8 protein-coding genes are annotated in these 16,815 nt (G+C 39.5%); all 8 read left to right on the top strand.

Features of this window, described 5'->3' with window-relative positions; genetic code table 11:
- The first annotated feature begins 114 nt into the window (after positions 1–114).
- Positions 115–1,578, top strand: coding sequence for a Na+/H+ antiporter NhaC (gene nhaC, locus B5G52_RS08720; RefSeq protein ID WP_087532282.1), 1,464 nt, complete (start codon positions 115–117; stop codon positions 1,576–1,578).
- Between the two features lie 44 nt (positions 1,579–1,622).
- Positions 1,623–4,217: an aminopeptidase N gene (gene pepN / locus B5G52_RS08715; RefSeq protein WP_087532281.1), complete on the top strand. Its 2,595-nt coding sequence runs from the start codon at positions 1,623–1,625 to the stop codon at positions 4,215–4,217.
- 2 nt (positions 4,218–4,219) lie between these two features.
- On the top strand, positions 4,220–4,441 hold the full coding sequence (locus B5G52_RS08710) for a DUF2835 family protein (RefSeq protein ID WP_087532280.1): 222 nt from the start codon (positions 4,220–4,222) through the stop codon (positions 4,439–4,441).
- A gap of 243 nt (positions 4,442–4,684) precedes the next feature.
- The gene (locus B5G52_RS08705; RefSeq protein WP_087532279.1) at positions 4,685–6,847 is read left to right on the top strand and encodes a DUF1302 domain-containing protein; all 2,163 of its coding nucleotides are present in this window, start codon (positions 4,685–4,687) and stop codon (positions 6,845–6,847) included.
- 10 nt (positions 6,848–6,857) lie between these two features.
- Positions 6,858–8,222: a DUF1329 domain-containing protein gene (locus B5G52_RS08700; RefSeq protein ID WP_087532278.1), complete on the top strand. Its 1,365-nt coding sequence runs from the start codon at positions 6,858–6,860 to the stop codon at positions 8,220–8,222.
- 123 nt (positions 8,223–8,345) lie between these two features.
- Positions 8,346–9,347, top strand: coding sequence for a YCF48-related protein (locus tag B5G52_RS08695; RefSeq protein WP_087532277.1), 1,002 nt, complete (start codon positions 8,346–8,348; stop codon positions 9,345–9,347).
- The gene (locus B5G52_RS08690) at positions 9,347–11,668 is read left to right on the top strand and encodes an RND family transporter (RefSeq protein WP_087532276.1); all 2,322 of its coding nucleotides are present in this window, start codon (positions 9,347–9,349) and stop codon (positions 11,666–11,668) included. Before B5G52_RS08695 ends, B5G52_RS08690 begins: the two co-directional genes overlap by 1 nt.
- A gap of 214 nt (positions 11,669–11,882) precedes the next feature.
- Complete coding sequence (locus B5G52_RS08685; RefSeq protein ID WP_087532275.1) at positions 11,883–16,724, top strand: NAD-glutamate dehydrogenase; 4,842 nt, start codon at positions 11,883–11,885, stop codon at positions 16,722–16,724.
- Positions 16,725–16,815: the final 91 nt, after the last annotated feature.

Genomic DNA, 16,815 nt, shown 5'->3' with positions numbered 1-16,815 from the left:
TATGAATTGCTATAATCGCTGATTAAACGCTGAGAAAAACTATGCTTTAGATAGTTAACAGTGCTAAAAAATAATAATTAAGCGCGTACATTGCTACGTGTAGGAGTTCCAATTTTGATACCACAAGAAGAAAAAAACGTGCAACAAGCAAGCTTTTGGGATGCACTGATACCAATCTCAGTGTTAATTTGTTTATTAGGTGCAGCGGTCTATTTATTTGGTGATAGCTCTTCATCAGGTCCAAACCAAATAGCATTATTGTTTGCAACATTCACGGCAGCTTTAATAGGCCTTAAAAACGGTTATACCTGGAAAAAGCTTGAAGATGCAATGATAGAAGGCATCACTTTATCTTTGGGAGCGATACTAATTTTACTTATGGTAGGTGCTTTAATTGGTACTTGGTTGCTTTCTGGTACAGTGCCAACCTTAATTTATTATGGCCTACAAGTTATCGATCCGAGTTGGTTTTATGCAGCTAGCTGTTTAATTTGTGGCATTGTTGCGATGAGTATCGGCAGCTCATGGACCACGGCGGCAACCATAGGTACGGCGTTACTTGGTGTAGCAACAGGATTGGGATTAGATCAGGTTGTTACAGCAGGGGCGGTTATATCAGGTGCTTATTTTGGTGATAAGCTTAGTCCTTTATCTGAAACAACCAATTTGGCTCCTGCTGTTGTTGGCGCTGATTTATTTGAACATATTCATCATATGTTATGGACCACAGTACCCAGCTTTATTATCGCTTTAATTATTTTTATTGTGATGGGTTTTAATGCCAGTGCCGAAAATGAAGCTGGTCGAATTGATGAAATTACCCTTATTCTAGAGCAAAATTTTAACATTGGCATTGAAATGCTTGTGCCATTAATTGTCTTACTCGTATTAGCGATTAGAAAAATGCCCGCGTTTCCGGCTATTTCTATTGGTGCGGTAATTGGTGCTCTATGGGCTATGTTGTTCCAATCAGATTTAATTACCAGTCAAATAGATGGGTCACAAGGGCAAATTATTGGTTACTTTAAGTTAATATGGAGCACATTTTTCGATGGCTTTTCAGTTGTTACAGGTGACGACAAAATGGACTCACTGCTCAGTGGCGGTGGAATGGCGGGTATGTTAACTACTACGTGGCTGATAATGACTGCATTAATGTTTGGTGCCATTATGGAAAAGACTGGCTTACTGGACATTTTTGTTAAAAGCATCTTAAAAATAGCAAAAAGCACAGGCTCATTAATTACAGCAACGATTGCTACCTGTATTGGAACAAACGTTATTGCTGCCGATCAATATATTGCGATTGTTGTGCCTGGGCGTATGTATAAAGATGAATATGAAAAACGTGGGCTTAAACCTGTTAATTTATCTCGTACATTAGAAGACGGCGGTACTATTACCAGCCCGTTGATCCCTTGGAATACATGCGGAGCTTACATGCAAAGTGTATTGCATGTTAATCCATTTGATTATTTATTCTATGCGTTTTTTAACTTAATCAACCCATTCTTAGCCGTTGTTTACGCCTATTTAGGTATCAAAATTTTACGCATCAAACCAAAACAACAGGCTTAAATTTAGTGCTCCTCTTTATAGGGGAGCCTCTGTGGAGTTTACCTATGACTGCAAGCAATAAACCTCAAGCACAATATCTAAAAGATTATCAAGCCCCCGATTTTAATATAGAGCATGTCGATCTGACATTTAAACTCAGTCCACTTGAAACGCAAGTAACGTCTGTATTACAACTTGTCAGAACCAATGAGAGTAAAGCTGATTTAATACTAGACGGTATTGATCTCACGTTACTCTCTGTTCAAGTTGACGGGGATGATTACGCTGATTATCAACAGCAGAACGAACAACTAATAATTAAAAACTTGCCTGAGAGTTGTCAGCTTAGGATTGTGACGAATATTTCGCCGGATACTAATTCATCCTTAGAAGGTCTGTATTTATCGGGTGGGGCTTATTGTACCCAGTGTGAAGCGCAAGGGTTTAGAAAAATAACCTACTATTTAGATCGCCCTGATGTGCTTGCCAGTTTTGATGTAACGATAATTGCTGAGCAAAAATTTGAGCATTTATTATCAAATGGTAACAAAGTTGATGAAGGCTTACTTGACGACGGCCTACATTTTGCTAAATGGCAAGACCCTTTTAAAAAGCCAAGCTATTTGTTTGCTTTAGTTGCGGGAAGCTTTGATGTTTTAACTGATAATTATGTGACTAAAAGTGGACGAAATGTTGAACTAGCTTTGTTTGTAGATAAAGGGAATTTGCCTAAAACCCCTCATGCTATGGCCTCACTTAAGAAGTCTATGCAATGGGATGAAGAGCGCTTTAATCTAGAGTATGACCTTGATATTTATATGATTGTTGCTGTTGATTTCTTCAATATGGGGGCGATGGAAAACAAAGGCCTGAATATATTTAATTCTAAATGTGTATTAGCCAATCAAGAAACAGCCACTGATAAAGATTATCATACAATTGAATCTATTGTGGGTCATGAGTACTTCCATAACTGGACTGGTAATCGCGTAACCTGTAGAGACTGGTTTCAGCTATCGTTAAAAGAAGGGCTCACAGTATTTCGTGATCAAGAATTTAGTAGTGACTTAGGATCTCGTGCACTTAATCGAATTGATGCTGTAAAAGTGATGCGTACACACCAATTTAGTGAAGATGCAGGCCCTATGTCTCATCCTATTAGACCTGAAAAAGTTATTGAAATGAATAACTTTTACACGGTAACCGTGTACGATAAAGGTGCTGAAGTCATCCGTATGATGCACACTTTGTTAGGTGAGCAAAAGTTTCAACAAGGTATGACACTTTATTTTGAGCGCCATGATGGTCAGGCGGTCACGTGTGATGATTTTGTAGCAGCAATGCAAGACGCGTCGAACATTGATTTAACACAGTTCAAGCGTTGGTATAATCAAGCAGGTACGCCTCGCTTAAGTGTTAAGCAAGATTTTGATAAAGACAAGGGTATTTTGACCTTATCTGTTATGCAATCTGCACCTGTTAATCAACCCGATAATGCGCCTTTACATATTCCATTTGCAATCGAGTTACTAGATGAGAAAGGGCAGAGCATTACCTTATCATTTAATGGTAAAGAGCTTGATTCTGTACTTAATGTTACTGAATGCTCGCAAGAATTTAAATTTGATGGTTTAACTAAAAGTCCTGTTGCGGTGTTATTAGAGGACTTTTCAGCGCCTTGTATTGTTGAGCAAACAACGGATGAAGCCAGTTTATTGCATATCATGCGTTATGCGCGTAGCGATTTTTCGCGCTGGGATGCACAGCAAAAACTCTTTGTTATGGCAGTTAAGCAGGCGATAGCTTCATCAACAGAAGTGAAGTTAAGTGATGCTGTTATTAGTGTATTTACAGCATTAATTAATAATTTAGAGGGTGATTTAGCTCTGACAGCAGAACTGTTAAAACTGCCAAGTTTTGATACATTAGCTGCAGAGTTTGATGTTATCCCTGTAGATAGCATCTTAAATGTCACTGAGAGGTTCGAACTGCAGCTGGCTCAAGAGCTGCAGTCAGCACTGCATAATTGTTATAATCAACTTCATGATGATGGCTCAATCAATGCCAATGCAGTTGCTGTTCGAGCTTTAAAAGGGCAATGTTTACATTATTTGGCTAAAACTGAAGATAATCGCGTAACGACATATCTATCGCAAGTTGCTCAGTCAACAAATATGACCAATGTACTAGCGGCATTAAGTGCAGCAGTCAAAGCACAGCACCCGTTAACAGATGAATTGTTAAATGGTTTTGATGGTCAATGGCGCCATGACGTACTGGTTATGGATAAATGGTTTGCATTACAAGCTATGCAAAGTAAGCCTGATGCCATAAAACATATTCAAAGCTTGTATGAACACCCTTGCTTTGATTTTTCGAATCCAAATCGTGTACGAGCCCTGGTTGGTAGTTTTAGTCACTTTAATACTGCACAGTTTCATCGTATTGATGGAGCAGGTTATGCGCTATTAGGCGATTTGCTGATTAAACTCAATGCGATAAATCCACAAAATGCCTCAAGAATGCTTACACCATTTATGTCATGGCGGCGTTACGATGATACGCGTTCAATGGCAATGAAAGCTCAGCTAGAGCGATTGTCACAACTGGAAAATCTCAGTGATGATTTATTTGAGAAAGTTGAGAAAGCATTAGCTTAAGCATGCGCGAGTATTACTTTTTACTAAATCTGACGTATAAACAGTGTATGGATTATTACGATGGTAAATATACGTCAGTACAAGTAACTGAAGATGGTGGTAAAACAGTACGTTTTGCTGCCCATCATTTGCGACCTTTTATTTCATCTTTGGGGGTTAGAGGGCGGTTTAGGTTGTTGCTTACAGCCGAAAATCAATTTATTAGGCTTGAGCGAGTAAGCTAAAAAATTTAAAATATTCCACATTTATATTATCTTTTTGTTAATTCAATTTGTCCTATTGTTAATTTACGTGTATAAATTATCTGGTAGGACGTCTTACCATTACGTAAACGCTAACTAAATTGTAAATTAATGGTTGTTTCAACGCGTTCTATTTGTAATTTTTATGTTTCGGTTCTATCGTTACTACTACACTAAAAACAACAACTTGATCACAAAATGACCCGCGACAGGGGGAAACACACAATGATAAGAAGATCGCTTTTTGTTAAAAACAAAATAGTTTTAGGCCTAGCAGCTGCTTCGTTAGGTTTATCCACTGGCGTAGCTCAAGCCGCTAACTTTGATGTTGGTGGCTTTGATGTTACGTTCGATTCAAACTTTTCTTATGGACAAAGCATACGTATAGAAGACCGTGACTTTGCGCTGATTGGTAAAAGTAATAGCCCTGCACTTGATTGGACTGGTTATAACCCTTCAATTAACAACATTGTTTATTCTTCACAAGATGTGTGGGCACAACCCGGTGCTTATTCTAATAATGGTGATGCAGGAGATTTGAACTTTGATAGCGGTGAATCATTTTCTAAGTTACTCAAAGGCACACATGACCTATCTATAAGCAAAGACAATTTTGGCTTATTTACTCGTTTTATGTATTTTTATGATTTTGAATTAATGGATGGCGACCGCGCCTATGTTAATCCAACATCAGGTGGTGGCGTCGATCCATGTGATGACGACGACACTAAAGAGCAAGTGTGTGCTGATCTGCGTTTACTTGATGCCTATGTTTGGGCCAATTTTGATTTGAATGATGGTAATAACCCACTTTCAATCCGCCTTGGTCAGCAAGTGGTTAACTGGGGGGAAAGTACTTTAATCTCTCATGGTATTAACGTTAACCCTGTTGATATAGATCGTTTAAAAGCGCCTGGTGCAGAACTTAAAGAAGCGTTTATCCCTGTAGGTATGTTATGGGCGTCTTTAGGCATAACTGAAAATTTAAACCTTGAAGCTTTTTATCAATATGAATGGCATGAAACACGCTTGCCTGCTGCCGGTAGTTATTTTTCAACTAATGACTTTGCCTCTGAAAATGGTTATCAGCAGAATATCCAATTAGGTTTTACTTCAAACCCTGATATTGATTTGGAGTTCTTAACAAATAGTTTAAACAGCTTAGATGATATTGTCCGATCACAAGGTGTTGATCCAACCAGTGATCAAGGTAAAGAAATGATGGAAAAGATGTATCTAGCTTACCCAACTAAGGTTGCACTTAAAGGGAAAGGAAATGCTGGTAAATTTGAACCCAAAAATGGCGGTCAGTACGGTCTACGCTTAGGTATGTTCTTACCTGAATTAAACGACACGGAAGTTGCACTGTATCATATTAACTACCATAGTCGTCGACCATTAATTTCGGGTAAAGTTTCTAACTTCGTCGATAAAAAAATTGAATTAGATGAGAACGGAATAGAGAAAATAGTTGAAGTTAATTCTTTAGGACAAGATATTAACTATATTTTAGAGAACACTATAAATGCTGATAACGTTACAAGCCTAAATGCATTTACTCAGGGGGTTCTAGAATACCCCGAAGATATCAAATTGTATGGGCTTAGTTTTAATACATCATTAGGTGAAACTGCTTTTGCTGGTGAATTTGCGTTTCGCCAAGATGAACCATTGCAAATTGATGACGTGGAGTTATTGTACGCAGGTATGCCTGAACAATTAGCTGCTGCTGGCCTAAACCCTGAATTAGAACGCATATCACAGGTACCAGGTGATGCAAAAACAAAACTCCCAGATGGGACTGTTTTTAGTAGTGCTGTTGCGCCTGGTGACTTAGCTGCTGGGTATATTTTAAGAAACACAGCACAGCTTCAATTTACAGCAACACACCTGTTTGGACCATCGCTTGGTGCTGATAGTTGGGCTGTTGTGGGTGAAGTTGGCGGTGTTAGAATTAATAACATGCCTGAATATGACGAATTGCGTTTAAATGTTTCTGGTACTGGGCGCAGTGGTGTAATTACGGGCCCAGGCAGCGATGATTATTCAACACTTCACTTAGGTTTATCAAATGGCCCAGAAACGAACCCATTCCCGACGGCATCTGCTTGGGGTTATCGTTTAATCGCCAAAGGTGATTATTATAACTTCTTTAAAGGGGTTAACTTCTCACCTCGCTTTGTATTTTCACATGACGTAAATGGTATTACACCAGACCCTATGTTCCTATTTATTGAGGATCGCAAGTCATTGGGTGTAACTGCCAACTTTAATTACCAAAATGCATGGTCTTTTGACTTCAGCTACAACTCTTTCTGGGGTGGTGGCGCAACAAATACTTTCTCTGACCGTGATTACGTTTCTTTCAATATTAAATATTCAATTTAAGGGTATCATCATGATAAAAAAACCTACCCTCATCGCATTAGCTGTTTGTGGTTTACTTTCGACTACGTCAGCTGTTGCAAAAATGTCTGCAGAAGAAGTTGCACGTTTAGGCAAAGACTTAACACCTGTTGGCGCTGAAAAGGCCGGAAATGCAGATGGCTCTATTCCAGCTTGGACAGGTGGTATAACAAAAGCACCTGCTGGTTATACACCTGGTATGCATCACCCAGATCCTTATGCCGATGACAAAGTACTTTTTACAATAGACAAATCAAATGTTGATAAGTACAAAGAAAATTTAAGCCCTGGACAAGTAGCTTTATTTGAAGCCTACCCAGAGACATTTAAGATGAATATCTACAAAACTCACCGTAGCGCGTCTAACCCACAATTTGTGTATGATGCTACGAAGCAATATGCGCCAACTGCAGAGTTAATTGAAGGCGGTAATGGTATAAAAAATACCGCCATTGGTATTCCTTTTCCCATTCCAAAAGATGGTTTAGAAGCTATTTGGAACCACTTATTACGTTATCGTGGTTTGTCGATTGAACGTTTTGGTGGTCAAGCAGCCCCAACCGCATCGGGCTCTTATAATATGGTTGGTTTTGATGAGCAGCTACTTGTTAAGTACTCTGATCCAAAAGCAACGCCGGCCGAGCTTCAAGAGTCTAATATTCTGTTTAAGTTTAAACAAAAAGTGACACAACCTGCGCGCCTTGCCGGTACTGCACTGTTAGTGCATGAAACCATGGACCAAATTTTAACTCCTCGCCAAGCTTGGACTTATAACACTGGTCAACGTCGTGTTCGTCGTGCGCCAAATGTTGCTTATGACGCACCGGGTACAGCAGCTGATAGCTTACGTACTACCGATGATTTCGATATGTTTAATGGCTCACCTAATCGTTATTCGTGGACGCTAAAAGGTAAAAAAGAACTTTATATCCCTTACAACAGCTATAAATTACACAGTGATAAGCTAGAGTATGATGATATTTTAATGGCCGGTCACATTAACCCTGAGCATGTGCGTTATGAAAAACACCGTGTTTGGGTGGTAGAAGCAGATTTAAAAGAAGACACTCGTCATATCTATAAAAAGCGTGTTTTTTATATTGATGAAGACAGCTGGCAAATTCATGTAACTGATATTTATGATAACCGCGACCAGATGTATCGTGTGGCTATGGCACACGGCCTAAACTACTATGATGCATTAACAAACTGGAGCACGCTTGACGTATATCATGATTTGAACTCTCGCCGTTATCTAGCAATTGGTTTAGATAACCAAGAAAAGATGTACGATTTTTCTAAATCGTTTAATGATAATGAATTTACATCTAACGCGTTACGTCGCGCAGGTCGTTAAAATTTAACTGGCACCTAATAAGTTAGGTGCCTTTTTCAAGCCGCGTTTGTCTTTCTGACACGCTCTGGTATTTCCATTTGCATGTCTTTTTCAAACTCACTCTCCTCAAGGCGATTTTAAACTATGAAGTATTTGCTTTATGCAGGGTTAAGTACCTTAGCAAGTCTTACTTTTGTACTGTCGGCAGCAGAGCCTCTGCCTGCAATAAGCGCAACAAAGGCTGATAAAACACTGTTAACTGATATTGAATTTAATGGTGATAAACTTGTTGCAGTTGGCAAGCATGGGACAGTTATTACCAGTGCTGATGCTAAAACGTGGCAGCAAGCAACAGTGCCAACACAAGTTTTACTTACAGCAGTCAATTTTATTGACTCGCAACAAGGTTGGGCATGCGGCCATGATGCCACCATTATTAACACCACAGATGGTGGGGAGAAATGGCAACTGCAACACGTCAAAGAGTCGCTTGATAAACCATGCTTAGATATTTTATTTAATACTAAGCAGCACGGCTTTGCGGTTGGTGCTTATGGTATGTTTTATGAAACTTTTGACGGTGGCTTAAATTGGAACAAACGATTTTTAGATAGCCTGCTTTTTGCAGAGGACCGTGATTACCTCAATGATCTCAAAGAAACAGACCCACAAGGGTATGAGGCGGAAACGGCTTCTATTCTCCCACATTTCAATCGAATTTTTAAAGCAGATAATAAATTAATGCTGGTGGGTGAAATGGGTTTATTAGCACACAGTGTAGATAACGGTAAAACTTGGCAACGAGATGAAGAAATTTACCCAGGGTCTTTTTTTGCATACGCACAAAATACGCAAGGTGAAGAGCTTGTTGCTGGTTTAAGAGGTAATATTTTTACTCGCACCGCGCAAACTAATTGGCAACATATTCACAATGATAAAACCGCAACAGTAAACAGTATTTTGGATACTGGTAAAGATGGCTGGCTACTATTAGCAAATAGCGGGGTCATTTTTCACTATAAAGGTGGCACGCTTAACTTAGAGCAATTACCAGATGGTAAATCAATATTAGATGCTGTTTTATTCAAAAAACAACTTATTATGGCATCAGAAAATGGCATTAAAGTGAAGGAGATGACTCCATAATGCAGGGTTTATTAGACTTTTTAGAAAAGGCTGTGTTTCGTCATCGCCTCATGATGATTATTACTTTTGCTGTGATCAGTTGTGTTCTGGCATTTAAGGCAACACAGATTCAGCTTGATGCATCTTTTAACAAAAATATTCCGCTAAATCATGATTACATGAAAGTGTATTTAAAGCATGAAAAACAGTTTGGTGGCGCAAACAGTATTTTAATCTCGGTGTGTGATGACAGTGGTAACATTTTTAATCCTGAGTTTTTTACTCAATTAAAAGCCGTACACGATCAATTATATTTCATTCCAGGCGTTAACCGTCCCTTGGTTAACTCAATATTCTCTCCTAGTGCTCGGTTTGTTGAAGTTGTTGAAGATGGTTTTGCTGGTGGGCCAATCATCCCCGCTAATTTTAAGGCTGACAAACAGGGCTTAAGTGTTGTAAAAGAAAACATCGAAAAAGCCAAAGTTGTAGGCCGAATGATAGCGTCTGACTACTCGTGTGCCATGGTGAGCGCACAACTTTTAGAAACTGATCCGCAAACACAAGAAAAGCTCGATACACTGGCCTTTGCACAAAAACTAGAAACGCAAATTCGTGAGCCATTAAGTACAGATAAAGTCAGTATTCATATTATTGGTTTTGCTAAAATGGCCGGTGATATAGCAGAGGGTGCAAAAGGGGTTGTGCTGTTTTTTGCTATTGCTATTGCCTTTACTTTTATTATGGTTTGGTTGTTTTGTGGCAGCTTAAAACTGACTATTTTGCCCATTGCCTGCTCAATAATTGCAGTGGTGTGGCAGTTAGGCTTGCTCTCAAGCTTAGGGTTTGGTCTGGATCCTATGTCAATATTAGTGCCATTTTTAGTCTTTGCTATTGGTGTAAGTCATGGTGTGCAGATGATAAATGCCATAGGTAAGAAAGTAGCTGAGGGCCGTAGTACCCGTATTTGCTGCCAATCAAGCTTTAGGGCGTTATTGGTACCTGGTGGTATTGCTTTGCTTTCAGATACGGTAGGGTTTTTAACGTTACTTACTATAGATATTGGCATTATCCGTGAGCTTGCGATTACTGCTAGTTTAGGCGTTGCTGTTATTATTTTTACAAATTTGATTTTACTCCCTGTTTGGGCGTCGTACATGCGCTTTGAGAACACAGTAAAAATTAAAGCGGGCAACACAGCAAAACCAAATGTATTAGATGCTCTGCGTGAGTTGTTAGTAAAAGCGACGGATCCTAAAATTGCAAAAGTAATCATCGCATTAACCTTGGTGCTGTTTGCGGTTGGTTATTGGCAAGCAGACAAAATGCGCATTGGTGATTTGCATGCTGGCGCGCCGTCGTTACATCAGGATGCTCGTTACAACCAAGATACCTTTTTAATATCGGACAAATACACGATTTCCTCGGATATATTAAAAGTTATTGTTGAGGCGTACCCAGCAGCTTGTACTGAGCATGATGTAATGGAACGTATTAGTCGATTCCAATATAAGGTTGAGAACTTAAGTGGCGTTCAATCTGCGGTCAGTTTAAGTTCGGTAGCACAGTCAGTAAATGCCGGGTATAACGAGGGCAATTTAAAATGGCAAACCTTACCGCGCAATACCGCAAGCTTAGTTCAAGCCAGTGCGCGAGTAGAAACAAGCACCGGCTTATTAAATGGTGATTGCTCAGTTATGCCGGTTATTATCTTTTTAGATGATCATAAAGCTGAAACGATTGATAACGTAATAGCCCGTGTTAAACAATTTGCTGCTGAAGAGAAAACAGATAAATTGCAGTTTAAATTAGCGTCTGGCCCAGTAGGGGTGATGGCAGCAACAAATGAATCGGTTTCAGCTGCCCAACTGCCAATGATGATTTATGTTTATGGTGCGGTCATCATATTATGTTTGATCAGCTTCAAGAGCGTTAAAGCAACCATTGCAGTTGTTTTACCTTTGTATGTTGTATCGACATTAGCACAAGCGTTAATGGTGCAATTACAAATAGGGTTAACGGTATCAACATTACCTGTTATCGCGTTAGGTGTGGGTATCGGGGTTGATTACGGGATTTATATCTTGTCATCAATGATGGGGCAATTAAAGCAAGGTGTCGCGTTACCTATTGCTTATCGCAATGCATTAGCTGAACGTGGTAGTGCGGTTTTATTTACAGGTATAACGTTAGCGATTGGTGTGAGCACATGGATTTTCTCTGATTTGAAGTTCCAAGTCGATATGGGCATCTTACTAACCTTCATGTTCTTGGTAAATATGTTGGGTGCTGTGTTGTTATTACCCGCTATTGGCAGTCTACTCTGGACTGACCAGAAAAAATAATGTGAATAGTTTTGCTCCTAAATGGCCAGTAATGGCCATTTATATCTATAATTTGTGAATAGATGACCAAATAGCTGAAATGCTTAAAATGTTTTCATCGAAAGGGCTGTTTATTAGTTCTAAAAGGGTTAGAATTTAGCTGACTCCACACAATATAAATTGCTGTACAAATTTCCCCTCTATTTTAGATGGGTATAGATTTAAGGAACATGTAATGACACAAAATGAAGGGCAAGCCTCGGTTATCCTAGATAATGTCTGCAAGCTAATCCAGAAAAAAGTTCACGCTGATAATGTGTTACTCGTTGAGAAATTTGCCAAGTCCTTGTACAGCAATATGTCTAGAGAAGATTTGGCACATCGCAACGATAGTGACTTATATGGCGCTGCACTTAGCCTATGGAACTCGCTAGAAAAAAATAACTCTGATGATGCGGTGATCCGTGTTTTCAATCCAGAAGTAGCAAAAGATGGTTGGCAGTCGTCTCACACGATTGTTGAAATCATTGCTAAAGACATGCCATTTTTAGTTGATTCTGTACGTATGGCCATGAATCGAGCAAATATTGCGTCGCATTTACTTTTACACTCTCCATTAAAAGTAAAACGTGATAAAAATGGTAAAATATCTGCTATCTCCAATTTAAAAGTCGATCAAGAATCAACGTCTACTAAAACAGTTTTCTTTATTGAAATTGATCGTCAAACGGATTCGTCAGTGATTGACTCATTTAAGCAAGAGCTTGAATCGGTCATGGTTGATGTATCAACTGCTGTGGAAGATTGGCAGCCAATCCGCGAAAAGCTAATTGCGGTAAGCAAAGAGCTACCAAAGCGTAAAAATGTTGAAAACAAAGTTGAAGTTGCAGAAACCGTCGAGTTTTTAGATTGGTTAGTAAAAGATAATTTTACCCTAATGGGCTATCGCCAATATGACCTAGAGCCAGTGCAAGGCGACTATAAGTTGCAAGGCAAGATGGATACTAGCCTGGGTTTAATGAAAAACACCACTGATGAGCATGCCCGTTTATTATCAGAGCTGCCTGAAGCCGCTCGTCTTGAGGCGCGTAGCAGTAACCAGCTTATCTTAACAAAAACTAACTCGCTGTCTCGCGTTCATCGCCCTGCCTATATTGATTATGTAGGTGTTAAGCGCTTTGACGATAAAGGCAATGTGATTGGTGAAGACCGCTTTATCGGTTTATTTTCTTCTAGTTTTTATAATAACAGTGCTGTTGATGTACCTGTATTAAAAAGTAAGATTAACCGCATTATGGAAATGTGTGATTTTGCTAAAGGTACCCATGCATACAAAGCGGTGTTAAATATTTTAGAGACCTATCCACGTGATGAATTAGTTCAGGCTCGCGAGCATGAACTGTTAGAAGTTGCAATGGGTGTATTACAAGTGCAAGAGCGTGATATGTGTCGCTTATTTGTGCGTAAAGATGCATATGGGCGCTTTTTCTCGTGCATGGTTTATGTACCACGTGAGCGTTATAACACAGCGCTACGACGTGAAACACAATCAATATTAGCGAACGCATTTAATTCTGACGATAAAGTCGAATTTACTACTTTCTTCTCTGAGTCTACATTGGCACGAACTCATTACACTGTGCGTGTGACTAACAACAATATCGAATATAAAGTGAAAGACATCGAAAACAATTTAATTGAAGCGGCCCGTACTTGGGAAGATAAACTGCAAGCAGCGTTGCTCGAATCTGCAGGTGAAGCTCGTGGCAATGATCTGAACCGTAAATACTGCAGCGGTTTTGCACGTGCTTACAAAGATGAAGTATTACCAAGTGCTGCGGTAGTCGATATCGAAAAACTTGAATTATTAAACGATGAAAACAAGTTAGAAATGTTGTTTTACCGCCCTCAAGAAGAAGCGAATAGCAACATTGTACGTTTAAGCTTATTCCATAAAGATGAACCTATCCATTTATCAGATGTCATGCCAATGCTTGAAAACTTTGGCCTGCGTGTAATTGGTGAAACACCTTATTCAGTTAAAACCAGCGATGGTCGTATAAACTGGATCATGGATTTCTCAATGTTACTTGATAATCAAGGCGTTGCAGATTTTGATAAAGTGTCAGCGCGTTTTCGTGCAGCGTTAACCAATGTATGGGGTAATCGTTTAGAAAATGATGGCTTTAATCGCTTAGTGTTAATGGGTGGTTTAACAGGCCGTGAAGCGTCTATTTTACGTGCATACGCTAAATATATGCGCCAAATCGGTGTTACTTTCTCGCAAACTTATATTGAAAGTACATTTGCAAATTACCCGCATATTGCTACTCAGATTGTAAATCTATTCGCTAAAAAGTTTTCTGTTAAAAATCCTGCGAGTGAAAAAACACTCGAGAAGCTTGCTGCGCAAATTTACCTTGAACTTGAGAATGTCGCTAACCTAGATGATGACCGTATTATACGTTTATACGTTGATATGATTATTGCCACGTTACGTACTAACTATTTCCAAAAAGATGAAACAGGTCAGTTTAAATCATATGTTTCGTTTAAAGTGAAACCTAGCTTGATCCCAGATATGCCATTACCATTACCGGCATTCGAAATCTTTGTTTACTCACCTCGCGTGGAAGGTGTTCATTTACGAGGTGGTAAAGTTGCTCGTGGTGGCTTGCGTTGGTCAGATCGTCGTGAAGATTTCCGTACTGAAGTACTTGGCTTGGTTAAAGCACAACAAGTTAAAAATACAGTAATAGTCCCTGTTGGCTCTAAAGGCGGCTTTGTTTGTAAGCAATTACCGAGCGAGCGTGAGGCATTCTTCAAAGAAGGCCAAGAATGCTACAAAATCTTTATCCGTGGTTTATTAGATATCACAGATAACATCATTCAAGGTGAAATTGTGCCGCCGGTTGATGTAACTCGTCATGATGAAGATGATGCATATTTAGTCGTTGCTGCTGATAAAGGCACTGCAACTTTCTCTGACATTGCAAACGGCATTGCGAATGAATATAACTTCTGGCTCGGTGATGCATTTGCATCAGGTGGTTCAGTGGGTTATGACCATAAAAAAATGGGTATTACAGCCCGTGGTGCTTGGGAGTCGGTTAAACGTCATTTCCGCGAAATGGATGTTGATTGCCAATCAACCGATTTTACCGTTGTGGCAATTGGTGACATGGCAGGGGATGTATTTGGTAATGGTATGCTGTTATCTAAGCATATCCGCTTGCAAGTGGCATTTAACCATATGCACATTTTTGTGGATCCAACGCCAGATGCAGCTGCTACTTACCCAGAACGAGAGCGTTTATTTAACCTACCACGTTCATCGTGGGAAGACTTTAATAAAGATTTAATCTCTGCCGGTGGTGGTGTTTTCTCTCGTGCGGCTAAATCAATTAGTCTAAGCCCTGAAATGAAAAAAATGTTGGGCACTAAAAAAGCCAGCATGACACCAAACGAGTTGATCAAAGCATCACTCATGATGGAATTTGATTTACTTTGGAACGGTGGTATCGGTACTTACATTAAGAGCAGCAAGGAAAGTGATGCAGATGTAGGCGATCGGGCAAATGATGCGCTACGTATTAATGGTGGCGAACTCGGTGCGAAAGTATTTGGTGAAGGCGGTAACTTAGGCGCGACCCAATTAGGTCGTATTGAGTTTGCTGCTAAAGGTGGTCGTGTTAATACTGACTTTATTGATAACGTGGGCGGTGTTGCATGCTCAGATAACGAAGTTAATATTAAAATTTTACTGAACGGTTTAGTGACGGCGGGTGATTTAACACGTAAACAACGTGATGAATTACTTTACTCTATGACCGATGAGGTGTCTGAATTAGTATTAGAAGATTGTTATCGCCAAACACATACGCTTTCGATTACTCAATCTAAAGGTTCTTCAACTCTTAAAGAGAAAGTACGCTTTATTCATGCCCTTGAAAAAGATGGCAAACTTAATCGTGCTATTGAATTCATTCCTACAGACGAAGAGCTTGCGGAACGTGCTGCAGCGGGTAAAGACTTAACGCGTCCAGAGTTATCAGTGTTAGTGTCATATTCTAAAATGGTGCTAAAAGAATCCCTAGTAACAGAAGAGATCACTGAAAACCCGTATTATCGCCAACTCTTAGTTAACTCTTTCCCAGCTCCACTACGCGAGAAGTTTAATGACGCAATGGATAACCATCCACTGCGTAAAGAGATCATCGCCACTAAATTAGCCAACAATATTGTTAACGATATGGGCTTGAATTTCATGGTGCGCATGCAAGAAGAAACAGGCGCAAACGAAGCTGAAATTGCCTTGTGTTATTCTGTTGCGAATGAAATTTTCCAAATGAGTGATACATGGGATGCAATAGTAGCGCTTGATAATAAGATCCCTGCGGCGGTGCAAACAGAAATGTTATACCAACTTCGACGTACTGTTCGCCGTGCTACACGTTGGTTCTTACGTCATCGTAATAAAGCGTTAAATATTGAACAAACCATTGCCTTCTTTGCACCTACATTTAGCGATTTAAGCGAAAATTTAAATAGCTATATGGTAGAAAAAGAAAGCGAGCGTTTAGTTCAATCTGCAGAAAAATTAACCCAAAGTGGCGTACCTGCTGATTTAGCAACACGAATTGTTGCACTATCAAGCTTGTTCTCAGTAATGGATTTAGCAGAGGTTGCTAATAATTCTGGACGCAGTATTGATATGGTGTCTAATACCTACTTCAAACTAGGTGCACGTATGGGGTTACATTGGTTCTTAGAACAAATAACCAACCAGCCTGTGGCAAATCATTGGCAAGCCCTTGCTCGTGCATCGTACCGTGAAGAGCTAGATTGGCAACAACGTACACTTGCTGAAGTGGTACTTAATGGCTTTGAAGGCGATGACAAAGACGTTGATAGTCAAATAGATCATTGGATGGACAGCCAAGATTTATTACTTAAACGTTGGGAGCAAATGTTAGCAGAGTTTAAGACTTCGCAAAGTCATGACTTTGCCAAGTTCTCTGTGGCATTACGTGAACTTATGTTACTTAGCCATAACTGTGATACACCGGCAAAATAACTTACGCGTTTTCTAACGTGATAATAATGAGTTAATAGCTTACAATACCCCAGCCTAGTCTGGGGTATTTTTTTATATAGAGGATTTTTTA

The sequence above is a fragment of the Pseudoalteromonas sp. A601 genome (assembly GCF_002165575.1).
Classification (GTDB): Bacteria; Pseudomonadota; Gammaproteobacteria; order Enterobacterales; family Alteromonadaceae; genus Pseudoalteromonas.
This window is presented reverse-complemented; position numbering and strand designations above follow the sequence as displayed.